Source organism: Streptomyces sp. NPDC001415, from assembly GCF_053597395.1.
Genome location: NZ_JBSFIE010000013.1, coordinates 1 through 22544, shown reverse-complemented (window position 1 = coordinate 22544; position 22544 = coordinate 1). Strand labels below are relative to the sequence as shown.

The window sequence follows — 22544 nt, the reverse complement described above, 5'->3', positions numbered from 1 at the left end:
CGGGTGCCCCCGCCGCGCCGGACGCCGGTCACCCGTCGGTACCCTCCCGCAGCCCCGCCCGGTCATGGAGGCGGCGCAACGGTCCGGGGGCCCACCAGTTGGCGCGGCCTGCCAGGCGCATGAACGCGGGGACCAGTACGGCGCGGACCAGTGTCGCGTCCAGGATCACCGCCAGGGCGAGGCCGACGCCGAGCAGCTTGAGGAGGGTCACCCCGCTGATCGCGAAGACGAACAGGACCACGGCCACGAGGACCGCCGCGGCGGTGATGATCCGGCCGGTGTGCTGGAGGCCGAAGGCCACCGACTCCGTGTTGTCGCCGGTGAGCAGGTACCTCTCGCGGATCCGGGACAGCAGGAACACCTCGTAGTCCATGGAGAGTCCGAAGGCCACGCAGAAGGTCAGGATCGGGATGGTCGCGTCCAGGGTGCCGGTGTGCAGCGGGCTGCCCACCAGGAACGACAGATGGCCCTCCTGGAAGACGTACACCATCGCCCCGAACGTGGCGCTGAGACTGAGGGTGTTGAGGACCAGAGCCTTCAACGGCATCAGCACGCTCCCGGTGAACAGGAACAGCAGCACCAGGGAGAAGCCCACTACGATGCCGATCGCCGCCGGAGTGGCCCGGGTGATGGCCGCGGTGCTGTCCTCGACCTCGGCGGCCCGGCCGCCTACCCACACCCCCTCGGACCCGTCGGGTGGCGCCAACTGCCGTAAGCGGCCTACGAGTTCGGTGCCGGCGGATGAGTCCTGTTCCACCGTCGAGACCACGGAGAGCAGCGTGATGTCGCCGTCCGCAAGGGCCGTGGTCACCGGGCCCGGCTCCTGGACCCGGCGGCCCGCCACGTAGGAGCCGGTGGACGCGGTCACCTGGCCGACGCCCCGCACCGCGGACAGCGCGCGGGCATAGGGGTCCAGGCCGGGCCCCGCGCCCTGGACCACCACCGGGACGGTGCCAAGCACACCGGCGTCGAAGTCGTCGCGCAGCAACTGTGTGGCACGGTGGACCTGCGAGCCGGCGGGCAGCGAGCGGTCGTCGAAGAGGCCGGAGGAGACCCGTATGAAGGGGGACGCCAGGAGGAGCAGCAGCACGATCACGGCACCGCCGCAGAGGGCCGGGCGGCGCATCACCGCCATCGCGAACCGGTACCAGCGCCCCTTCTCGGGCGCGGCCGGTGGCGCGGCACCGCGCCACCGGGCGAAGACGTCGTAGCGGTTGACCCGGTGGCCCAGGACGGCCAGCAGCGCGGGCAGCACGAAGACCGCCCCCGCGGCAGCCGTGAGGACCACCGCGATCCCGCCGTAGGCGAAGGACCGCAGGAAGAACTGGGGGAAGACCAGGAGGGCGACGAGGGACAGGGCCACGGTGAGCGCGGAGAACGCGACGGTCCGCCCGGCCCGGCGCACCGTGGGCACCAGGGCCTCCCGGACCGTGGCGCCACCGCGCAGCTCCTCGCGGAAGCGGGCGAGGATGAACAGGCTGTAGTCGATGGCGAGTCCGAGGCCGAGCGCGGTGGTGGAGTTCATCGAGTACACCGAGATCGGTACGGCGCCCGCCAGCGCGTTGAGCACCGCCCGGCTCACCAGGATCGACAGCAGGGCGATGACCAGCGGCAGGGCGGCGGCCACAGCGCTGCCGAAGATCAGCAGCAGGAGGACGAGGGTGATCGGCGTGGCGATCGCCTCCGCGAGCAGCAGGTCGTGCGCGGTCTGCTTGCCGACCTCAGACTGCACCTGCGCGGACCCGGCCGCCATCACCGTCAGCCCCTGCGCGTGCCGCCGAACGTCGGGCACCAGTCGCTCGGCGGTCTTCGCCCGGTCGTCCTCGTCACCGCGCAGGGAGAGGGTGACGAGCCCGATGGAGCCGTCCCGGGAGCGAAGCGAGGGCGCGTGCCCGGCTGTCCAATAAGAGGTGGCCGCGCGTACGCCGGGAGTGCGCTCGGCGCGCCGGGTCAGCTCCGTACCCACCGAGGTCATCCGCGCCGAGTCGACGGGACCGGCGCCGCGCAGCAGCAGCACCAGGTCGTCATCGGTGGTGGGGAAGTGCTCGGCAACCAGACGCTCGGCACGGGAGGACTCCGCCCCGGGATTCGCGAACCCGCCATGGACCAGGCGGTTTTCCACCCCCAGGCCGCCGATTCCCGCCACCACGACGACAGCCGCGCTCACCCACAGCACGACCGTGCGTCGCCGGTACAGCGAAGCTCTGACGCGGTCGAACATGGGGCCCTCCGATCGTCAACCGGACGTTACTCCGGGGTACCGTACGGACCGGCGCCCTGTCAGCGGCACAACTCGGCCACCTTCAGGGCCCGTTCGGTTGATGGGCCGGGCCGGCCTGGCGATACTGACTGACGCACGGCGACGCCGAGGTGAGTGGGGCCCATGGATCAGCAAAGCGCACTGCTCGACCTGCTCGGCCTGCTCGATCTGGACCCCCTGCACGACCGGGGCGAGCGCGAGTACTTCCGCGGGCCGGCCCCGCTGGAGCGATCCGCCCCCGTATACGGCGGACATGTCGCCGCCCAGGCGCTGGCCGCCGCCGGACGTACGGTGTCCGACGGTCTTGCCGTGCACTCGGTGCACGCTTCGTTCACCCGGCCCGCCGTGCCGGACGCGCCCTTCGAGCACCGGGTCGAATCGGTGAAGGACAGCAGGGCCTTCGCGACCCGACGGGTGTGTACGAGTCAACGCGGCCGGGAGGTGTTCGCCCTGACCTCCTCCTTCCACCGGCCCGAGCCGGGCCTCGCCCACCAGGCCCCCATGCCTCCGGCTCCGGCGCCGGAAGGCCTGCCCACCTACGAGGAGCGGCTGGCCAAGGCGTTCGGCGCGCCGGTGGCACCCCTCGGCAAGCCCTATGACCAGCGGTTCGTCGGGCCGTTGAGCTTCGACGTGGAGAAGGACCCGGCGCTGGCGTCCGCCCGGACGCAGGTGTGGCTGCGTACCAAGGGCGAACTGCCCCCCGGGGCGGGCTGTGACCGAGAACAGCTGCTCCACGCCTGTCTCCTGGTCTACATCTGCGATGTCACCATGCTGGAGACCGTGCTGGTGCGGCACGGCGTCTCGTGGTTCCACGCCAGCGGCCGCAGCATCGACTACACGGTGTGGATCCACCACCCCTTCCGCGCGGACGACTGGCTGCTCTGCGACCACGAGAGCCCCGTGGCCGCCGGCGGACGGGGGCTCGTCCTCGGCCGGGTCTTCACCCGTGACGGGATCCTGGCCGCCACTCTCGCCCAGGAGGGACTCCTGCGCGTGAGCGGCGGCCATGGGCAGGTCGGTTGAGCCACCCCGTACGGCACCTGTCACCGTCGACGGCACCTATACGACGAGGCCTCCGGAGACTTCGATGGCCTGCCCGGTGATGTAGCGGGCCCGGTCGGAGGCGAGGAAGCACACCAGGTGCGCCACGTCCTGCGGCGAGCCGAAGGCGTGGCCGGGGATGAGGGACTTGAGGAACTCGGTCTTGTCCGGCGGTATCGCGGCCGTCATATCGGTCTCGATGAGTCCCGGGGCGACCACGTTGACGGTGACGCCCCGGGTGCCGATCTCCTTGGCCAGAGCCTTGGTGAAGCCGATCACCCCGGCTTTGGCGGCGGAGTAGGCCGTCTGGCCGGGGATGCCGTGCAGCCCGGAGGAGGACGCGATGTTGATGATGGCGCCGCTGCGCTGTTTGACCAGCGGCATCAACAGGGGTCTGGTGACGGCGTACATGCTGTCGAGATTGGTGCCGATGACCTCGTGCCACTGCTGCGGGAGCATCCGGGCGAACGCGGTGTCCCGGGTCACGCCCGCGTTGTTGACGAGGACGTCGAACCGGTCCAGGTGGCCGAGCGCCGCGACGGCGAAGCGCTCGGCCTCATCGGTGTCGGCGACATGGGCGTACAGCGGGACGCAGCGCTGGTCGGGATGCGCGGCGCCGAGCTCGTCGGCAAGGGCGCGGGCCCGGTCCTTGTCGCTGTGGTAGCCGAAGACGACATCGGCGCCCTGCGCCAGTGCGAGGCGCACCACCGCGGCGCCGATGCCGCGCGATCCGCCGGTGACGACGCAGCCGCGCCCCGCCAGGGGGAGATCGTCCGTCACTGTCCGCTCCGGGCGGCCGCCGCCGGCCTGACGGACTCCTTCTTGCGTCGTGCCGCCTCCTCGCGCAGTTCGCGGTAGCGGTCCTCGGCGAGCAGCGCCGAGATCATCGGCGCGTAGAACGGGCCGTCGCCGGTCAGAGTGATCCGCTCCGGCGTGATCCGCGCGTATCCACGCTCGGCCAGGGCGTCCCAGACGGTGGCGAACTTGTCGTAGACGTCGAAGCCGAACGCGGCGGCGTACTGGGTCCTGGCGATCTCCGTGCTGATGAGGCTGCGGAAGAGCAGCATCATCAGCCAGTCCTCCGAGGTGTGCCGGTAGCCGCGTTCGACGGGGAACCTGCCGTTGTCGACGGCCGCCTTGTACTGGGCCAGGTTGCGATGGTTGATGAACGACCAGGAGCGGCCCGAGGGGAGCGCGGGATTGCCGAAGAAGGTGATCGCCGCGTAGCCGAGCCCCAGCGTGTCCAGGTGGTCGAAGCGGGTGGTGTAGCCCTCGCGGAAGTCGTGGGCCGCGGGATCGCCGGGGCGGCGGAAGTTGTACGTGGAGAGCTGCTGGTAGCCGCGGTCGAGCAGGAAGTCGCGCCCCGCCCGGTACATCTCCAGGTTGGCCAGGGTGCTGGGCAGCTCGTGGAAGCGGTTGAGCGCGAAGTCGGTCGGACCGCCGACGTTCAGTTCGTAGTGGGTGATGTCGTAGACGTCCCACGACACCAGGGTCTCCAGGTCCTCCAGCATCGTGTCGACGGTCTGCTGCGGCCAGCCGAAGATCAGGTCGACGTTGGCGGACAGACCCAACTCGCGGGCCCACTCCAGGCTCTGGATGACGTGCTTGGTGGTCTGTTTGCGGCCGCTGAAGCTGTTGAGGCGTTCGTTGACCTGCTGCACGCCCATGCTGATGCGGTTCATCCCGGAGTCGTGGATGGCTTGCATCTTCTCCCGGGAGAACAGCTGGGGAATGCCTTCCAGGGTGAGGTCGGCCTGCTCCGAGATCTCCGGGAAGAGGCGGCGGACCATGTCCATCAGCCGGTGGTAGATCGGGCCCTTGTACAGGTTGGAGGTGCCCCCGCCGAAGTACGCTCCGGCGAGGACGGAGCCCTGCATCTGCTCCCGGTACATCTCCGCTTCCCGCTCCACGTACCCGTAGTAGGTCTCCAGCGCGGCGTTGCCCTGGAACTCCTCCACGGGGAAGAGGCAGTACCCGCACTTTCCGGGGTCGGTCTGGATGCAGTACGGGACGCCGACGTACAGGAACACCGGTGACGTGCCGTGCGCTTCCCGCAGGCGGATCCGGTCCTCGGCGATCTCGTCGAGGGGCACGCACGTCTCGTTCCAGAAGCGCGGCGACGGGAAGCCGTGCTGGATCTTGTTGACCTGGCGTTCACCTAGGTGGCTGTCGAGGTAGTTGTTGACGAAGTCGGGGCTCAACACGGTGCTGGCACTTCCCCTCTGGTGGGATCTGCCGGATGTGGTCTGCCGGTCGCGGCGGAGGGCCGGGCTCAGGCGTGCGTCGGAGCGTCGGCGCCGGCCGGGTCCGCGAGGATCACCTGGTGGAGGAGGTACTCCGCCAGTTCGTCGATGCTCTGGTACTCCAGGGCCTCCATGGCCTTGAAGCGGAAGTCGAGCTTCTCCTGGATGCGCCGCTGGAGTTCGGTGATGGTCAGCGAGTCGAGGCCGATCTCCAGCAGGGCCAGGGAGGGATCGAGATCGCTCATGTCGATCTCCAGTTCCGCCGACATCCGGCCCAGGGTGTCGACGATCTCCACCATGAGCCAGTCGATGACCGCCTGCCGGCGCTCTTCGGCCGCGAGCGGTTCGACGCGTTCGCGCAGTTCGCGCCGCGACTCGCCGCTCTCGCGGGAGCGGCTCTCGGCGGGCCCGGCGGGCACCGCCGAAGGGTCGGCCAGCGAGCCCACACGCCGGAACTCGATGGCGTCGAGGTCCGCGAGGAGGCGCCCGGCGTTGTCCAGGACGCGCAGTCGCGCCGTGAACGCGGTGTCGGTGGCATCGGCCAGCCGGACATGGCCCCAGATCTGGTCGGGCAGGGGTGCGTGCAGCACCATCCGGCCGATTCCCACCGGGAGGTAGGTGCCCTTGGCCGAACCGTCGCGTGCCGCGGCCGCGGCCAGATGCAGACAGCCGTCGAGCATGGTCGCGAACCGGTGGGAATGCCCGGCCCGTGCCGCGCCGTCGGGAGCGGCGGTGATCCGGCCAAGCGCCTGACCGCCCGCCTCGTCGGTCCACAGCTCGCGGACGGTGGAGAAGCTCGCGCCGTACTCCAGGCCGTCCTCGCGCAGCAGTCCGTAGAGCCGTCCGGGCGGGAAGGCCGTGGACATCTGTGCGCGCAGGTCATCGAGGCGCTCGGCCGAGCCGCCGGGGTGCTCCCCCACGGGTCCGACCGTCCCGTGGCAGTACCGGGGCGCGTCGTCGCCGTCGCCCCCCGTCACGGTGAACCGGAAGCGGCCGTCCGCCGGGGCGCCCTCTCCTGCCAGGTCCACCCGTACGCCGCTGGGCGCGGTGGGGGACAGGACGAGGGGCCGGACGAAGCTGACGTCAGTGAGCTCGACGGGCGCGGCGCCGTGGCCGTCGACCGAGGCGCGGGCGTCCACGGCCAGCTCCAGATAGCCGGTGGCGGGGAAGACGGTGGCACCCAGGATGCGGTGGTCCACCCAGGGGGTGCCGGGCCGCACGTCCTGCCGGTGGACGCGGTGCGCGGTGGGGCGCGGCTCGGGTGCCGCCGCAGGAGGCGCCTGGCGTCGCGGAGCCGCCGGCGCGCTCGCCGCGCGGCCGGCGTCCTCGGGTGTCACCCAGTACCGGTCCCTGCGGAAGGGGTACTGCGGGGCGGCGGAGGTACGGCGGTGGTGCGGGCCCCGGTAGAGCGCGGGCAGGTCGATGGCGGCACCCGCCGTGAACAGGGCGCCCGCGGCGGCGAGGAGGTTGCGCCCGTCGCGCCCGTCGCGCTGGAGGGTGGGGATCACCGTCACGTCGCGCGTCCCGAACGCCTCCGCCACGTACGTCCGCAGCGCGGGATGGGGACCGATCTCGACGACCACCGTGCAGCCGCGGGCGGCCACCGCACGAAGGGCGTCGTGGAACCGGACCGGCCGACGGGCCTGCTGGCTCCAGTACTCGGGCCCCTCCGCGCCGGTCAGTGCCTCGCCCGTGACGCCGGAGAACACCGGAAGGGCAGGCGCGGCCGGACGGAGCATGGCGGCGGCCTTGCCCAGCTCGGGCAGGACCGGGTCGATCAGGGGCGAGTGGAACGCGTGCGAGGTGCGCAGCCGGGTGACGCGGACGCCCTGCGCTCCGGCGAGGCGCGCCACTTCGTCCACGGCCTCCGCCCGGCCGGAGACGACCACGGCGCGCGGCCCGTTGACCGCGGCCAGGGAGACATCGGCCTCGCGCCCGGACAACCAGCCCTCGACCGTGCCGGGGTCGGCCTCGACGGCGAGCATCACTCCGTCACGCGGCAGCTCACCCATGAGACGGCCGCGCACCGCGCTGAAGTGGGCGGCGTCCTCCAACGTGAGCAGTCCCGCGACACACGCGGCGACGACTTCGCCGATGCTGTGCCCCACCACCGCGTCCGGAACCACTCCCCAGGAACGCAGCAGGGACGCGAGCGCGTACTCGACGGCGAACAGCGCCGGCTGCGCCAGGCGTGTGTCGTCGAGCGCCTGCGGTGACTGCTCGTCGAACAGGAGCTGCCGCAGCGGTACGGGCAGTTCACCGTCGAGCACCTCGGCGCACCGGTCGATCGCGGCGGTGAACTCCGGTTCCTGGCCGTACAGTTCGCGGGCCATGCCGGGGTACTGAACGCCCTGGCCGGTGAAGACGAAGGCCGTCCTGGCGGCCTTGACCGGGCGTCCTCCGGTGACCGACGGGGGAGTGCGCCGGGTCCGCCACAACCGCAGGTCGTTGGCGATCTCGGTGCCGCTGCGTCCGGTCACCGCGAGACGGTGGCGGTGCGCGGCCCGCCCGGCGGCGGCGGTGCAGACGGCGGCCGACAGACCGTCCCGGTCGGTCTGCGAGAGGTACTGCGCCCAGCTGTCGGCCAACGCGTCCAGGCTCGTCGAGGACTTGGCGGACAGCACGAGGAGTTCGGCGGGGCGCCGGCGCTCCACGTCGGTGTGCCGTTGGGGCCGAGGGGCTTCGCGCAGCAGCACATGGGCGTTGGTGCCGCTGTAGCCGAAGGAGTTGACGGCGGCCAGGCGCGGCGTGTCCCCCCGGGGCCAGGGCACCGGCTCGTTGGGGATCTCCACCGCGGCGCCACTGAGATCGATCTTGGGGTTCAGGCGGTCGAGGTGGACGCTGGGGTAGATGGTCTCGCGGTGCAGGGACAGGGCGGCCTTGAGCACGCCGAGGAGTCCCGCGGCGGCTTCGGTGTGTCCGAAGTTGCTCTTCACCGAGCCGACGTACAGCGGCCGGTCAGCGGTGCGCGGCCGTCCGTAGGCGTTGGCGATGGCGCCCATCTCGATGGGGTCGCCGACCGGGGTCCCGGTGCCGTGCGCCTCGATGTAGTCGACCTGCGCCGGGTCGACACCGCTGCGGGTGAGGACGGCGCGCATGACCTCCTCCTGGGTCCGCCCGTTGGGGGCGGTCAGGGCGGGGGTGCGTCCGTCGTGGTTGATCGCGGTGCCGATGATGTGGGCCAGGACGGGATCGCCCCGCTCCTCGGCGAGCGACTGGCGGCGCAACAGGGCGGCCACACAGCCCTCGCTGCGGACGTACCCGTCCGCCTTCGCGTCGAACGACCGGCACTGCCCGCTGGGCGAGAACAGGCCGAGCTTGCAGAACGCGATGTGGACCTGCGGGTTGAGGATCAGATTGACCCCGGCCACGATGGCCGAGTCACACTCGCCGGTGAGGATGGACTGCCGGGCCAGGTGCATGGCGACCAACGAACCGGAGCAGGCGGTGTCCACCGTGAGACACGGGCCCTTGAGGTCGAGGAAGTGGGCGACGCGGCCGGCGCTGATGCTCATCGAGTCGCTCATCGAGTCGTAGGCCGTGATGCCTTTGAGGCCCACGGCCTCGTGCTTGAGGATGAAGTAGCTGTTGCTGTTCATGAGAGCCAGGAAGACACCCGTGTTGCTGCCCCTGATCTCATCGGCGTTCTGCCCGGCGTGCTCCAGGGCGTGCCACACGGTCTGCAGGAGCAGACGCTGCTGCGGGTCCATGCGAGCCGCCTCGGCGTCCGAGATGCCGAAGAACGTCGCATCGAAGAGGTCGACGTCGTCGACGAATCCGCCGTGGCGGGTGTAGGTCTTGCCCGGGGCCAGGGGGTCGGGATCGTAGAACTCGTCCACGTCCCAGCGGCTGGACGGTATTTCTTCGACGCAGTCCCGTCCTTCCCACAGGACGGTGTGCATGTCGTCCAGCCCGTGAACCTTACCGGGCAGTGTGCATCCGATCCCTACTAAGGCAATGGGCTCAGCATCCATGCCGATCTCCTTCGGCTGGGGGTGACGGCGCTGTCGTGGCGGGGCCCACACGAGGTGGAGGCCCAGGACGGCCACAAGTCATGAAGGGTCGAAGCGCGTTCACTTGTCGGCATCCAGGACTTCGGCGAACTGCCGGTCCACGCACGAGTCAGCCGAAATGCCCCTTAGCGCGGCTTGCAAGGCTAGGTGCGGGACAGTTGCGGGGTCAAGGACGCCTTCGACGGGCGGCACTGCGCCTGCGGGGTGGCTCACGGTTTCGGCCGAGGCGACAGGGGCCCCTGACGCGTGAGGTGCCCCGGCGGTGACTCCGCTGGTCTCACGGGGGCGTACACCGGGCGTGCCAAGTGGCGCGGAGTTGGCCGGGTTTGGCGGCTCTGCTCGCTTCCTGGAGAGGGATGATGCGGGTGTCCGCGGAGCCGGGGTGTTCCCGTGGAGGCCCCGTCCGCACTCCTTTCGGGCGCCGAGCTGCGGGAGGTCCGGCGCCCCGACGAAGCGGTGCGTGCTGGGCACCGCGGCACCTCGGCGCGGCTTCGCCCGGGAGGTGCGAAAACGCGGCTCCGGGGCATCAGCTGGGCATAACCTCTTCGTGCCACCCCGGACCCTGGTGACCTCCTCCCGTTCCCGTTCCTCCGGGGGCGGCGGGTGCAGTGACGGCCCCCTCACGCACAAGGAGAGCGGGGAAATGAGCGTCGAAGAGATCACCTTCTTTCTGCGCGATCACGTGGTCGGCGACCTGCTCGTCATCGAGCTCCACGGCGAACTGGACATCTGGGCCGGCACGACGCTGTCCGGACGCCTGGAGGAGCTCGTCAACGGGACGTGCCGTGATGTGGTGGTGGACCTGCGTCCGGTGTCCTTTCTTGATGCCTGCGGTCTGCGGCTGCTGCTGCGTGTGCGCGATCTCGTATCCGTGCGGGGAGGGCGGCTGAGGCTGGTGCGCCCGGGGCCGAAGCCCTTGCGCGTCTTGCGTCTCACCCGTCTGGACCGCCTCTTCACGCTCATCGACGACCTGCCCGCCGGCCCGGCACATCCCGGCCAAGATCTGTCGGCCTGACCGCTGTTCGCCACCGAGTCAGTGCGGATCCAAGGGCCTGCTCCTGCCCGCGCGAGGGCGGACGTTCATGGCCAGAGCCGGGCCTGGCGGGTGTTCAGGCGGTGGGCGATGTCTTCGGCCCACCGATCGATCTCCTTCCAGTCACGGTGGTCGCCGTAGTGCCCGCCGAGCGTCCGGAACACCATCCGCCGGGCGGGCGAGAGGCGTTCGGCGGAGAGGAAGCCTGCTCGACTTCCTCACGGGGCTCGTGTCCCTTCCGGCGTCCAGGTGTGCCCGTCTGAGGCGAACACCGATCCCTTCCCTATGCTGACGGCATGATCGATGTGCCGATTTCAGCGCTGGAAGTCGCGATGGTCGAATCAGGGACCTGTGGCGTGGAGACCCTGCGCGACACCGCCACCTTCGCGCGCAGGCTCGAACTGCTCGGGTATCTCCGGATCTGGTATGCCGAGCACCACCATTCGCCCGCGATCGGCGCGTTCCCGCCCGTGGTGCTGATCGCTCATGCGGCGGCATCGACCTCAGCCATCCGGCTCGGGTCGGGCGGAGTGCTGGCGCCCAACCACGCGCCCATCACGCTGGCGGAGCAGTTCGGAACACTGGCCGCGTTGCACCCGGACCGGATCGACCTGGGTATCGGCCGCGGCCCCGGCACCTTCGACGAGGCCACCGCGCGGGCACTGCGCCGCGGAGCCGGACCGGCGACGGACACGCAGTACCACGACGACGTCGCCGCGATCCTGTCCTTTCTGGTCGACGAAGTGGCACTCGGCCCGTTGCCGGAGCCGTGGCTGCTGTGCTCCAGTACCGCAGGTGCCGCCCTCGCCGCGCGACTCGGCCTGCCGATCGCCGTCGCACACCACATCCGGCCCGACAACACCTTCACGGTGCTGGAGCACTACCGGGCGGCGTTCGTCCCGTCCCGCTGGTGCGAGCAGCCCCGCGTTGTGGTGTGCGTGGAGGCGATATGCGCGGAAACGGAGGAGGAAGCGGCGTGGCGGGCCGGGCCCATGGATGTGGTCAAGGCCGGGCTGCTCAAAGGTCTGAGCGAGATTCCCTTCCCGACGCCCGCGGATGCCGCCACCCATCCCTTCACGGCGGAGGAGCGACAGGCGCTTGCCGGTTTCCGTGCACAGCAGGCGTGCGGGACGCCCGAGGCCGTCGTACGCCGGCTCGCGCAACTGGCCGCCGAGACCGGAGCAGACGAACTCATGCTGACCACACCGGTCTACGACCTCGACGCCCGCGTGCGCTCCTACGACCTCATCAAGAAACACTGCGAGGCCACGAAAGCATCCTGACCAAGCGTCCCCGCCTGCCCCGTCTACCAGGCTCTGCGCCCTATGACGGTGACCGCAGTGGAGACGTTGCCGGCCCGGCTGCTATCCCGACCGGGCCGCCTTCACCGTGGGGACGGTGGGCCGCGTTCCCGAACCGGTGCGCGAGGCAATCACACGACGGAGCAGCCGAGTCGAACGCGGACGACGACACCGCGTAGAACTGCATCAACAAGGCCTCCAGGCTCACGAGTTGGCTTCGCAATCCTCGTGCTGCACTGGAGGCCCTGCCTTCATGCACGCCACGGCCGGATTCACCCGCCCCACTCCCGTTGTCGATCACATCGCGCTCGTGATCGATAGGGATACGGCTTCTGAATCCGTTCCGCCCAGTCCGTGAGACGGCCACCGCAGCGCGCCCCGAGCTCAGCTCAGGGCGGAATCGTACGGTCCGAGCCGAACTTCGTCGATGTCGGCTGCGGATCCGCCTTCCCCACTGCCGGCCCGGAGCCGGGGCCCGTATGAGCTACTTGCCGAAGATGACGGTGTTGTCGCAGCTCTGGCTTGAGCCGACGTTGGTGTTCTGCGTGCCGGGCGAACCCTTGCCGCCGGACCGGTTGCCCGCCAGGCCGTTCTGGTACCCGGACTGGCCCTGTACGTCGGCGTTGTCGTCGACCGTGCTGCATGTGTTGCTCTGGTTGACGACGAGCGTCTTGACCTCTTTGTCTGCGTGCTTGTGTCCGTCTCCGTGGGCGTAGGCGGTGCCGGTGCCGAGGAAGCCGATGGCGCTGACGAGGACGGCTACGACAGCGGTCTTTCGGGGCTTGCGCATATCTTCTCCGAGCGTTGAAGCGGACGCGTACGCGATCCGCCACGTCATAAGGTGACGAGAGGTTAATTCGCAAGTGCCTGATATCCGTTTGTCGGCGCGCCGGATCGTCTGACCAACGAGCAGGGATGCCGGCCCCGCGGCCGGCTCAACTCCCCTTTACGGCAAAGGAATCAAGGAGCCGACCGCGGGCGTAAGCGCTCCGCACAGAACCACCCGTGTGGCCGCGTCGCGAGCGCGCGGCACCCGGGCTCTTCGTCACTGCCCCAGGGCGCCGACGAAACTCCCTGCGACGTCGCCGAGTTCGTCCCATGACGGCGCGCCTCGACGACGTCACGTTCACGACGAGGGCCTACTCCGTTGTTTTTTCGGCCAGTCGGAGAACCCCGATCAGCCCGTTGAGAATCGGATAATCACGGGCCGGGCAGTGTCCCGACACCGCGCCCTGATCCGGACGGGGTTTGGACACAGACTCCTCTTACCGCCGCCGGTCCACCACCGCCCGCAGCTTCCCGCTCGTCGCCGTGCGGTCCAGATCGGCTCCGTCCACCACCTCGACCGCGAAGTCGAGGAGCCGCTCGTCCACGGCCGAGCGGACCTCTGGGTATGCGTCGAGGAAAGCGTCGCGCGCCCGGTCCCCGTCCGGGGCCTTGGAGCTCTCAAGCCGGAGGGTGAGGCATTCGCGGGCGGGCCCGCTGGTCAGGACGGCCTGGAGTTCTCCGCTGTAGCGCAGGTGTTCCTCGGCGATGGCCACGAACCGGCGATAGTTGAGGAAATACGTTGCCACGCGCATGACTTCGCCCAGGCGGCCGAGCAGTTCGAAGCGCGGGGCGCGGTTGCCGCAGGGGCAGTCGCCGGGCAGGAACCGGCCGAGGTCGCCGATGACGTAACGGTCGAGATGCTGGCCCCGGCGGGCTCGGGTGGTGAAGACGAGCCGTCCGGTCTCTCCCGGCGCCACCGGACGGTCGGCGTCGACCGCGACGATCTCCAGGGTGTGCAGGTCGGCGTGGAGGTGGTGGACGCTGCCGCCGCTCTCGACGCACTGGTAGCCGAGGGGGCCGAGGTCGGTGCTGCCGTAGGTGATGGAGCGGACGGTCTCGATGCCGAACGTCTCGGTGAGGGTGCGGCGCTGTTCCTCCGTGAAGTGCTCACCTCCGTAGAAGATCTTGCGGATGCCGCCGTAGGAGCGCAGCAGGTCGGCTTCCTCGTGCAGGAGCTGCCACAGGTAGGAGGGCATACCGAAAAGGGTGTCGACCTCGTACGCGACGATCATCTCGGCAGTGGCACGGTGGTCGGCACCGGCGGCCATCGGCATCTGCACGCCGCCGAGGCGTTCGAGGATGGAGAAGAAGCTGATGAACCCGCCGTACATGCCGCCGCAGTAGAAGAGGTTGGCGGTGCGGTCGCGGGCCGGGTCGTAGCCCGCCGCGAGCAGTCCACGAGCCGCGGCGTGCATCTGCGCGTCGTAGTCGTCGTAGCTGAACAGCGACAGGGCGGGGGTGCCGGTGCTGCCACCGCTGCGGAAGTACAGCTCGGCGTCGCGTCGTTCGACGTCCCGGTTGAGTTCCTGGACGGCGGCCTTGTCGAGCAGCGGGCCGGTGGGCCGCGGGAACGCGGGTCGGCGGACCAGGTCGTCGAGGCGGGCGGTGGTGGCGAAGCGGGCGTCGGCCTGGACGGCGACGCGGCGGCTGTAGCGCTGGAGCGCGTACACGCCGTCGTGCGGCTCGCCCACATACCCGGAGGTCATGGCGCCCACGGGGGTGACCCGGGTGGCGCCGGCGGCCAGGACCGCCGCGGAGAGCTCGGCGATGTCGGTGCGGCTGCCCGCGATGCCCGCGGTCTGCAGATAGCGGCGCATGGGCCGGAGCGTGGCGATCACGTTCTTGCGCGGGAGCGGCTTGACCCAGACGCTGCGGTGCAGCGGCGACGCGGTGAGTGCCGGGCGTATGTCGGCCATGACGCGCCAGGTGCCGTCGGTGCCGGCCAGGACGCGGGTCAGGCCGAGGTGTTCCTCCAGGCGTGCGAGGTGCTCGGTGGTGGTGAGTTCGGCGTACTCGGCCGGGTCGAGCTCGTCCTCGACGGGCGCCGGCTGGACGGCCAGAGCGGCGGCGAGGCGGTCGGCGAACGAGTGCAGCTCGCCTGTGTCCTCGGTGTCGAGGTAGACGACCTGGGGGCTGGAGCACGCCTGCTGCTCGAAGACGCAGATGTCCTGGGCCAGGGCGGTCAGCGTCGCCTCGTCCGCCCACGCGTCCCGGGTCAGATACGCGAAGGAGATCTTGTGTCCCCACTCCACCAGGCGGCAGCCCGCCGGGACATGGGCGGTCACACCCTCCACGGCGGCTTCGCCGCCCCAGACCGCGACGGCGTCGGCGGGTGCGCACATCAGGCGCAGCCAGTCCGCGCGCGACGAGGCGAAGCGCAGCACGATGACCCGTTCGGCGAGGGCGCCGCTGGGGTCGAACGCCGCGAGTTCGGCGAGCAGGTGCTGGGCGAGGAGGGTGTCGGTGCTGCTGGTCTTGAGGATGTTGACGTTGCCGGCGAGCAGTCCCTCGATCAGGCTGAGCGGAGCGACAGTGGCGGCGTTGCCGGGGGCTATGTGGGCGACCAGGCCGACGGGCGCCCATGCCTCGTACACCGTCTCCTTGGCGTCCGGGCGGCTGAGGCGCTGCGGTGCGGTGCCGCCGAGCTCGCGGCGGAGCTTGCGGGTGAGCGCGTCGCGGCCGAGGAACGCGGCGAGCTCGGCGAGCAGTTCCCCGGTGCTCTCCGCGTCGCCGCCGGGCAGGTGCGGGGCCAGCCGCTCCTGTACGGGGTGGTCGGCGTCGCGCAGGGCGCCCGCCAGCGCGTCGCAGGCGGCCAGGACGGTCTCGGTGTCCAGCGGGGTGGCGAGCGCGGCCTCGACGGTGGCGGGCAGCGCGGCCAGGCGCCGGGCGGCCTCGTCGTCGCCGATGAAGGTGCCCTGCCAGTAGTGGTGGTTCATCACGCGGTCCATCACGGTCTCTGCCTCGGTCATGACATTCCCTTCATCAGTTCGGCGGCGGCCACGGCACAGCTCTTGTTGCGGCTCACCCCGGCACGGCCGTGGATGGTGAACCAGTCGGTGTCCAGCTCGCAGCCGCACTCCTCACCCGGGTGCAGAGAAGCGAGGTCGCCCATCACGACGCTCTGCGCCGGTACCGACGTGATGTACGGAGACACCAGGTGCAGATAGCCGCGCTCGCCGTACCCGAGGGGTTCGAGGGAGCGCGTGGAGCGGATGAAGACGCGCGACCAGACCGGCGCGTGCAGGTTGTGGTGCGAGCACTCGATGTACGGGATGCAGTGCTCGACCGAGCCGAAGGTGTCGCGGATCCGTTCGGAGGGAATGCCCAGTTGCTCGGTGACCCGGGCGTACAGCTCGGCCTTGCCGATCTGCTGGTCGGTGTGGCCCTTCCAGCCGCCGCCGAGGATGACCAGGGAGTCCTCGGGCAGTTGGAGCGGCGGCAGACCCATCGCGCGCATCCGCTCAAGCGTGAACCAGAGGAACGCGGGGAAACCGAGGATGCGTACGGGCGCGTCGTCCTCGGCGAAGCGGCGCAGCGCGGCGACACAGCCGAAGGGGTCGAACTCGTGCCCGTTGCCGGTGGCGCGCAGAGCGTATTCGACCTGGCGGGCCGGTGCGAAGTCGCACAGGTAGTTGTCGGTGAACGCGGTGCCCAGCTTGAGGTCGCGGGCAGGTTGGTAGCTGTAGAGCAGGTAGTTGACCGGCCGGTCCGGGGTGATCCAGCCGTTGCGCTCGAAGATGCGGGCGACCATGCGCTGGGCGGACCGGATGGTCCACTCGTCGAAGAACATCTGCGACTTCTGCCCGGTGGTGCCGGAGGAGGTCAGATGCAGATGGACGTCGTCCCGGGGGATGGACAGGACCTCATGGCGCTTGAAGAAGTTCGCGTGCACCAGGGGCGCGTCGTACGGGGTGTCCTGGCGCTCACCGTCGTACAGGCTCCGGAAGAACGGGGACCGCTCGCGGTGCCAGGCGTTGGACTCCGCCATGGCGGCGGCGAACAGCTTGTCCTCGGCGGGCCCGCGGACGTATGGCTCGGTCAGGTCGCAGAGCCGCTGCACCTGGCCCAGGGCCGCGGCGTCCGGCACGTCGACGGGCGCGAGATGGGGGTTCGAGGGGGTCATGAGGCAACCTCACGGGAGGGCAGATGGGCCGACGCCCAGGCCGACACATAGGAATCGAGGAAGGGCTGGAGCGGTGCGTCGACGACCACACCGTGGAAGTCGATGTGCTCGGTGGTACGGGACATCACCACGTAGTCGTGGAAGCCGTCGTCGTCCCGGCGCATCGCGGGATACAGCGCCCCGGCGATGAAGCCCTGGGCGCCGAACGTCGAGAGCGCGGCGTGGTGTTCCAGCGGCACCAGCGCCTCGACGTAGCCTGCGCCGGCCCGGGTGAGGGTTCGGGTGACCGACTCCAGCCAGCCCGCGGCGAACGCCGGGTCGGGGTGGGCGGTGACCAGCGCGCAATACCCACCGGTGCGGTTGAGGTACGCGTACACCTCGAAGCCGCCGTCGGCGGGGGTGAGCAGGACGTTGGGGGTGTGCAGGGGGTAGAACCAGCGCCCGGGTTCGGGGAAGCGCTCGTGGAAGCGGCGGCGGACGAACGCCGGTGCCTCGATGATCTCCAGCGGAGCCGGCGCGGCCCCGGCGGCCACGGGCTGCGGCGCGGTGGGCCGGGTGTCCGCGTAGCTGATGCCGAGGCTCCCCCCGACCGTACGCAGCAGGCGCGCGAGTGAGGCGGGCACCTCGGAGACGGGGACGCGGCGGTCGAGGACCCCAGACGAGTGACGCGCGTAGAGTGCGAGGCTTTCGCGGCTGTTGAGATCCACGGCGTTGGGCAGGATGCCCATCGGGCGGAAGCCGTTGCGGGTCACGACGCGCTGCGGTCCGGTGCTGACCGTACGGACCGTGGCGTACACCGAGTCGAGCTTTCCCGCGCCCAGGGTGCGGGCGCACAGGGCTTCGGTGAGCTGCCCGGCGAGCCCCGAGCCGCGCTGGTCCGGGTGGACGGCGAGCCCTTCGAGCCGGCCGATGCGACTGCCGGGCTCGCCGTGGACCGCGGCCGATCCGGCGAGTGCCCCGGTGCGGGCGCAGCGGGCGACGAGCCAGAGGGTGTGCGGGTCCTGGATGAGCCGGGACATCTCGGCGGGATCGGTGCCGAGGGCCGTGGGGTAGTGCGGCCCGTACACGGCGTAGTAGAGATGGCGCAGGTCGGCGACGTCGGCGGGAGTCGCCTGCTCGATCGTGGCGGTCATCGCGCGCCTCCGGCGGTGACGGGCTCCGAAGCGGCGGGAGTTGACGAGTCGTCAGATTCGTCTGCCGCCTTCGTCCGGTCGCCCAGCAGACCCAGGAACGCGGCTGCGGGCACAAGCCCGGCGGCCTGGATCAGGCACAGCGTCTGGGCGGACAGATGGTCGCCGAGGAGGCCGAAGAGCAGCGAGGCGACCGGGAAGGTCGCGCCGAGGACGGCCTGCATGACGGCGAAGAACGCGGGCTTGTCGGCGGCCGGAACGAGCCGCTGGAACAGGGCCACGAAGCGGACACCGATCACACCCACGCACCAGCCGGTCACCAGCAGGGAGCCCGCGATGACGGGCCGCGCGGCGACCAGACCCGGCACGGCGAGCGCGACGGCCATCGTGGCGAGGCAGGCGGAGCCGACCGCGGTGGGTCGGCCCGGCACGCGTGCGCCGGTGAACGAGCCGATGAGAGTGCCCGCGCCGAGCGACGCCTCCAGGAGCGCGACCGTGCTGCCGTCGCCGCGCAGGACCGAGGCGGTGTACAGCGGCATCACGACGAACACGGCGGTGGTGAAGAGGTTGGCGGCGGCGAAGCAGAGCAGGATGGCGCGTACGTAGGGCAGCGCGCCCAGGATCTGACGCAGCGTCCGCTGTGGCACCTCTCCCTCGGTCGCGTCCCCTTCCGCGTCGGCGGTGTCATCGGCCGTACGGAAGCGGGCGGCGGCGATGAGGAGTGCGGCGGCCGCGTAGGCGGCGGCGCAGCCGACGGCGAGACCGGCCACGCCCGCCTTGTCCACGATGAGGGCGCCGAGCAGTGCTCCGCCGAGGCTCGCCAGGGACTGGGTGGAGAGTTCGAAGCCGGTCGCGGCCTCGATGTCCTCGTCGTCCACGAGCTCGGGCACGGAGGTGGTCAGGCAGGGGTCGAAGAACGCCTGGCAGGTGGCGAGGGCGAGGGTCGCCGCGTACGCCGCCGCGACGGGCAGGTCACTCGTGCAGGCCCAGACGGCCAGGACGGTCGCGACCGCTCCCGCACCCCCTGCCGCCGCGCGCAGCAGCGAGCGGTGGGCGAAGCGGGCGATGGTGCGGGCGACCAGGGGCGCGAGAGCCACGGCGGGCAGCGTGCTGACCATCATGAACAGCCCGGACGCGAGGCCGCCGGCGCCGGTCGCGGCGTAGGCGATGAGCCACCAGGAGATACCCACCTGGAACATACGCACCGCGGCCTGGGTGAACACCTGCCCCAGCCATACGGCCCCGAAGGTGCGGTTGCGCAGGACGAGCGGGAGGCGGCGGTCGAAGGGCGTGGGGGCGGTCATGCGGTCGGCCTCTCGTCGATCACGCGGACGAGCTTGCCGGAGCGCGGGTTGACCACCAGGTCGCGGTGGCGCGCCCATTCGACGCACAGCGGGTGGACGAATCCGGCGGCGACGCTGTCGGGGTAGAGGGGGCGGGCGTTGTTGAGCTCGGTGACGACTGCCTTGGCGAGGACTTCGAGACCGGCAGGGTCGTCGTCGCCCGGTGCGGTGGCCAGGCGCAGCACGAGTCCGTCGCGGCCTTCCCAGCGGCGTACGACGAGCTGCATGCCCATGACGCGGCCCTCGGTGTCGGCCTCGGCGACGGCGGCCTGGGCGTCCTGCGAGTACAGCGACACGGGGCCCACGCGCACGCCTTCCTCGGCGCGGCCGAGGATGCGGAAGACGCCACCTTCGACGTCGGTCCACTCAGCGCGGTCGCCGGCGGGGTAGCGGATGACCGGCATGAGGCGTCGGAAGAGCTGGGTGACGACAACGCGTCCGGCCCGGCCGGTCTCGCGGATCGGCTCGCCGGTCGTCTCGTCGAGGATCTCGACGACGGTGTGCGGGGCGAACGTGCGGTGGGTGCGCGGGTCCGGGCCGGGCACCGGCCGGCCGAGGAGGCCGCCGTCGACGCTGGCGTAGCCGAGCGAGCGGGGTTCGGCGTTGGGGAAGGCGGCCGTGAGCAGGCGGCGCTGGTCGTCGAAGAGGGCTTCACCACCGAAGAACAGCAGCTCCACGGCGGGCAGTTGACGATCGAGCGAGATCAAGTGCTCGGCGAGGCGGCACAGGGTGGTCGGGGTGCCCGCCACGACCTGTGCGGCGAAGTCCTCAAGGGTGGGGACCGTCGACTCCAGCGGAGCGCCGCCGCCGATGGGCAGCCGAACGTTGGCGACGGGGGCGTGTGCGAGCGAGTCCAGGATGAACAGGAAGCTGGCGTAGAGCTCACCGGCGTAGAAGAGATCAGCCACCCGGTGTCCGGGACGCAGACCCGCGTCGACGAGCCCGGCGCCGAACGCGGTCACGAACTCCCGCCATTCCTCCCGGGTGTAGCAGGAGAACTTCGGCGCGCCCGTGGTGCCACCGGTCTTGAACACGACAGCCTCCCCGAGAGGAGCGGTCAGGACACGGTTGTCGCGCAGGGTGTTGGCGGCCCAGAACTCGCTCTGGTCCACCACCGGAAGGTCGGTGAGGTGGTCGACCTCGGGCGGCAGGTCCGCGTAGAGATCCGCGTAGAAAGGGGAATGGTCACGGGCGAAACGTATGAGGTCCGAAACCTGATGGACGGGCATGCGGCGTTTTCCTAAAGAGAGGTGAAGAAAAAAAGAGAGGCGGGGCAGGCGTGGGCGAGCCAACAGGCCGGGGTTCCCCCGGACCCACCTGCTTCACCGTTCAACTTCCCTCCGGGTGTGCACACTTCACACACCCGGGCAGCGCAGGCCCCCCGCCGGACGCTCGTCCACATCATGGAACACAGTTGACACCGGATCAAATCGAGTGTGGCCTTTGGTGCTCCTAGTGGCCGGAAGTTATGCCCTTCGATACGCGGGTGGAATCGCATGTACGGAAAGCTTCCGAAGGTTCACCTGTCAACGACCCCGCGCCCCAGGGCAGGGCACTGGCCCGCGTCCTGCACCTCCACGGCATCCCGGTCACGGTCTACGAGGCCGATCCCTCCCCGACCGCGCGTTCGCAGGGCGGGATGCTCGACATCCACCACCACAACGGCCAACTCGCCCTCAGGACAGCCGGTCTGACGGAGGAGTTCCGCGGCCTCATTCTGGAGGGCCGCCAAGCGATACGGCTCATGGACCACAACGGAACCGTCCTGTTGGACAAGGCCGACGACGGCACGGGCGAAAGCCCCGAGGTACAGCGCGGCGAGCTGCGACAGATCCTGCTGAACGCACTCCCCGACGGCACCGTCCGGTGGGGCCACAAGGCCACTGGCATCCGCGCCCGCACGGAGGGCCGCCACGAGGTGACCTTCGCGGGCGGCGCCACCGCCATCACGAGCCTTCTGGTCGGCGCGGACGGCGCATGGTCACGCGTCCGACCGCTGCTCTCCGATGCCGTACCCGAATACGTCGGCCGGTCCTTCGTCGAGACCTGCCTGCACGACGCCGACACCCGGCACCCGGCCACCGCGAAAGCCGTCGGCGGCGGAACACTCATCGCGCTCGACCCGGACGCGAACGGGAAGTGGCTCGTGGCGCACCGAGAAAAGAGCGGGCTCCTCCGCACCTACACCACCCTGGCCAAACCGCAGAACTGGTTCACCACCATCGATTTCACCGACGCCGCCGCAGCCGCCGAGCGGATCGCCGAGGAGTACGACGGCTGGGCACCGGAACTCACCGCCCTGATCACCGCCGGCCAGACCCCGCCGGTCCTGCGCCCCCTCCACGCCCTGCCGGTCGGGCACCGCTGGGACCGGGTACGGGGAGTGACCCTGCTCGGCGACGCCGCCCATCTTTCGACCCCCAACGGTGAAGGCGCCAACCTGGCCATGCAGGACGGCGCCGAACTCGCAAAAGCCCTCGCCACACACCCCGATGACATCGAGACCGCCCTCGCCTCGTACGAACAAGCGCTGTTCCCCCGCAGCGCCGCGGCCGCCGCCGAAGTGGCCCACAACCCCACGCCCCAGGACGTGATCAACTTCTTCACCGACCAGGACCAGGCGGCAATCTGACAGCCCCGGAGACCTCATCCAGCGGGGGCAAGCGCGCCGTCAGACCCCGCATGAAGGTCCCATACCTCGTGCCGCGCCTCGTGTATCCGAGCCACCAGTACTGAGCGCGGAATCGGCTGCCTGTCCCTCGTGGATCTCGTGGTCGGCGGCTTGGTGGGCGCGGTCGATCTCGGCCATGTGTTCCTCCGCCCAGGTCCGCAGCCCCGCAAGCGCGACTTCCAGGGACAGGCCGAGTTCGGTGAGTCGGTAGAAGACCCGCGGCGGCACGGTCGGTTCGACCCGGCGTGACACCAGCCCGTCGCGGGTCAGGCTTCGCAGCGTCACGGACAGCATCTTCTGCGAGACGCCGGGCATCCGGCGTTTCAACTCAGCGAAGCGCACCTCGTCCGGTGCGGCATCGGCGAGCGTCTTGACGGCCATGGACGTCCACTTCGTACCGATGCGGTCCAGCAACTGCCGCGTCGGACACCAGGGATCGAACAGATCGCCGCGTACCCCGCGACCGGCGTCCCGGTCTCCTCGGGTGGTCACCCGGGGCTCACCACCTTCCCTGAAAGTGCCGTCTAGGAAGCGGCCGGACAGCTACCTATCGTTTGG

15 protein-coding genes are annotated in these 22544 nt (G+C 70.5%); 4 read left to right on the top strand and 11 right to left on the bottom strand.

Annotated elements, in window-relative coordinates:
* Window positions 1-28: 28 nt before the first annotated feature.
* Complete coding sequence (locus ACWC2B_RS19160; RefSeq protein ID WP_450718000.1) at window positions 29-2221, bottom strand: MMPL family transporter; 2193 nt, start codon at window positions 2219-2221, stop codon at window positions 29-31.
* Between the two features lie 162 nt (window positions 2222-2383).
* Here ACWC2B_RS19160 and ACWC2B_RS19155 point away from each other — a divergent pair, with 162 nt between their 5' ends.
* Window positions 2384-3283, top strand: coding sequence for an acyl-CoA thioesterase (locus ACWC2B_RS19155; protein ID WP_450717998.1), 900 nt, complete (start codon window positions 2384-2386; stop codon window positions 3281-3283).
* 36 nt (window positions 3284-3319) lie between these two features.
* On the opposite strand, the gene ACWC2B_RS19150 is transcribed toward ACWC2B_RS19155, so the two are convergent.
* The 3 genes from ACWC2B_RS19150 to ACWC2B_RS19140 all read right to left on the bottom strand — a co-directional run bounded on the left by ACWC2B_RS19150 (window position 3320) and on the right by ACWC2B_RS19140 (window position 9518).
* Complete coding sequence (locus tag ACWC2B_RS19150; protein ID WP_450717996.1) at window positions 3320-4081, bottom strand: SDR family oxidoreductase; 762 nt, start codon at window positions 4079-4081, stop codon at window positions 3320-3322.
* A complete protein-coding gene (locus ACWC2B_RS19145) occupies window positions 4078-5505 on the bottom strand; it encodes a coproporphyrinogen-III oxidase family protein (protein ID WP_450717994.1) in 1428 nt (475 codons plus the stop codon). Before ACWC2B_RS19145 ends, ACWC2B_RS19150 begins: the two co-directional genes overlap by 4 nt.
* Window positions 5506-5573: 68 nt before the next feature.
* On the bottom strand, window positions 5574-9518 hold the full coding sequence (locus tag ACWC2B_RS19140; RefSeq protein WP_450717992.1) for a type I polyketide synthase: 3945 nt from the start codon (window positions 9516-9518) through the stop codon (window positions 5574-5576).
* 682 nt (window positions 9519-10200) lie between these two features.
* Between ACWC2B_RS19140 and ACWC2B_RS19135 the strand changes: the two genes are divergently transcribed.
* Both ACWC2B_RS19135 and ACWC2B_RS19130 read left to right on the top strand, forming a co-directional pair.
* On the top strand, window positions 10201-10572 hold the full coding sequence (locus tag ACWC2B_RS19135) for an STAS domain-containing protein (RefSeq protein WP_450717990.1): 372 nt from the start codon (window positions 10201-10203) through the stop codon (window positions 10570-10572).
* A gap of 314 nt (window positions 10573-10886) precedes the next feature.
* Entirely contained in the window at window positions 10887-11873 is a 987-nt protein-coding gene (locus ACWC2B_RS19130; RefSeq protein WP_450717988.1) for an MsnO8 family LLM class oxidoreductase, read from the top strand.
* A 502-nt stretch (window positions 11874-12375) separates the two neighbouring features.
* On the opposite strand, the gene ACWC2B_RS19125 is transcribed toward ACWC2B_RS19130, so the two are convergent.
* The 6 genes from ACWC2B_RS19125 to ACWC2B_RS19100 all read right to left on the bottom strand — a co-directional run bounded on the left by ACWC2B_RS19125 (window position 12376) and on the right by ACWC2B_RS19100 (window position 20544).
* Window positions 12376-12681 (bottom strand): hypothetical protein, encoded by a 306-nt coding sequence (locus ACWC2B_RS19125; RefSeq protein WP_450717986.1) that lies wholly within the window; start codon window positions 12679-12681, stop codon window positions 12376-12378.
* A 475-nt stretch (window positions 12682-13156) separates the two neighbouring features.
* Complete coding sequence (locus tag ACWC2B_RS19120) at window positions 13157-15688, bottom strand: acyl-CoA reductase (protein WP_450717984.1); 2532 nt, start codon at window positions 15686-15688, stop codon at window positions 13157-13159.
* On the bottom strand, window positions 15685-16842 hold the full coding sequence (locus ACWC2B_RS19115; RefSeq protein ID WP_450717982.1) for a LuxE/PaaK family acyltransferase: 1158 nt from the start codon (window positions 16840-16842) through the stop codon (window positions 15685-15687). The genes ACWC2B_RS19120 and ACWC2B_RS19115 overlap by 4 nt, the downstream gene beginning before the upstream one ends.
* Window positions 16839-17975, bottom strand: a complete 1137-nt coding sequence (locus tag ACWC2B_RS19110; RefSeq protein ID WP_450717980.1) for an N-acetyltransferase family protein — start codon at window positions 17973-17975, stop codon at window positions 16839-16841. The genes ACWC2B_RS19115 and ACWC2B_RS19110 overlap by 4 nt, the downstream gene beginning before the upstream one ends.
* On the bottom strand, window positions 17972-19276 hold the full coding sequence (locus ACWC2B_RS19105; protein WP_450717978.1) for an MFS transporter: 1305 nt from the start codon (window positions 19274-19276) through the stop codon (window positions 17972-17974). Before ACWC2B_RS19105 ends, ACWC2B_RS19110 begins: the two co-directional genes overlap by 4 nt.
* Window positions 19273-20544 (bottom strand): phenylacetate--CoA ligase family protein, encoded by a 1272-nt coding sequence (locus tag ACWC2B_RS19100; protein WP_450717976.1) that lies wholly within the window; start codon window positions 20542-20544, stop codon window positions 19273-19275. Before ACWC2B_RS19100 ends, ACWC2B_RS19105 begins: the two co-directional genes overlap by 4 nt.
* Before the next feature lie 257 nt (window positions 20545-20801).
* Between ACWC2B_RS19100 and ACWC2B_RS19095 the strand changes: the two genes are divergently transcribed.
* Window positions 20802-21947, top strand: a complete 1146-nt coding sequence (locus ACWC2B_RS19095) for an FAD-dependent oxidoreductase (RefSeq protein WP_450717974.1) — start codon at window positions 20802-20804, stop codon at window positions 21945-21947.
* 39 nt (window positions 21948-21986) lie between these two features.
* Here the strand turns inward: ACWC2B_RS19095 and ACWC2B_RS19090 are convergent, their stop codons facing one another.
* Entirely contained in the window at window positions 21987-22478 is a 492-nt protein-coding gene (locus tag ACWC2B_RS19090) for a winged helix-turn-helix transcriptional regulator (RefSeq protein ID WP_450717972.1), read from the bottom strand.
* Between the last annotated feature and the right edge of the window lie 66 nt (window positions 22479-22544).

Excerpts from the sequence above, each read along its gene's own strand:
- ACWC2B_RS19130 (WP_450717988.1), top strand. The coding sequence starts at position 10,887 with ATGATCGATGTGCCGATTTCAGCGCTGGAAGTCGCGATGGTCGAATCA.
- ACWC2B_RS19125 (WP_450717986.1), bottom strand. The coding sequence starts at position 12,681 with ATGCGCAAGCCCCGAAAGACCGCTGTCGTAGCCGTCCTCGTCAGCGCC.
- ACWC2B_RS19160 (WP_450718000.1), bottom strand. The coding sequence starts at position 2,221 with ATGTTCGACCGCGTCAGAGCTTCGCTGTACCGGCGACGCACGGTCGTG.
- ACWC2B_RS19120 (WP_450717984.1), bottom strand. The coding sequence starts at position 15,688 with ATGACCGAGGCAGAGACCGTGATGGACCGCGTGATGAACCACCACTAC.
- ACWC2B_RS19110 (WP_450717980.1), bottom strand. The coding sequence starts at position 17,975 with ATGACCGCCACGATCGAGCAGGCGACTCCCGCCGACGTCGCCGACCTG.
- ACWC2B_RS19135 (WP_450717990.1), top strand. The coding sequence starts at position 10,201 with ATGAGCGTCGAAGAGATCACCTTCTTTCTGCGCGATCACGTGGTCGGC.
- ACWC2B_RS19105 (WP_450717978.1), bottom strand. The coding sequence starts at position 19,276 with ATGACCGCCCCCACGCCCTTCGACCGCCGCCTCCCGCTCGTCCTGCGC.
- ACWC2B_RS19140 (WP_450717992.1), bottom strand. The coding sequence starts at position 9,518 with ATGGATGCTGAGCCCATTGCCTTAGTAGGGATCGGATGCACACTGCCC.
- ACWC2B_RS19155 (WP_450717998.1), top strand. The coding sequence starts at position 2,384 with ATGGATCAGCAAAGCGCACTGCTCGACCTGCTCGGCCTGCTCGATCTG.
- ACWC2B_RS19115 (WP_450717982.1), bottom strand. The coding sequence starts at position 16,842 with ATGACCCCCTCGAACCCCCATCTCGCGCCCGTCGACGTGCCGGACGCC.
- ACWC2B_RS19100 (WP_450717976.1), bottom strand. The coding sequence starts at position 20,544 with ATGCCCGTCCATCAGGTTTCGGACCTCATACGTTTCGCCCGTGACCAT.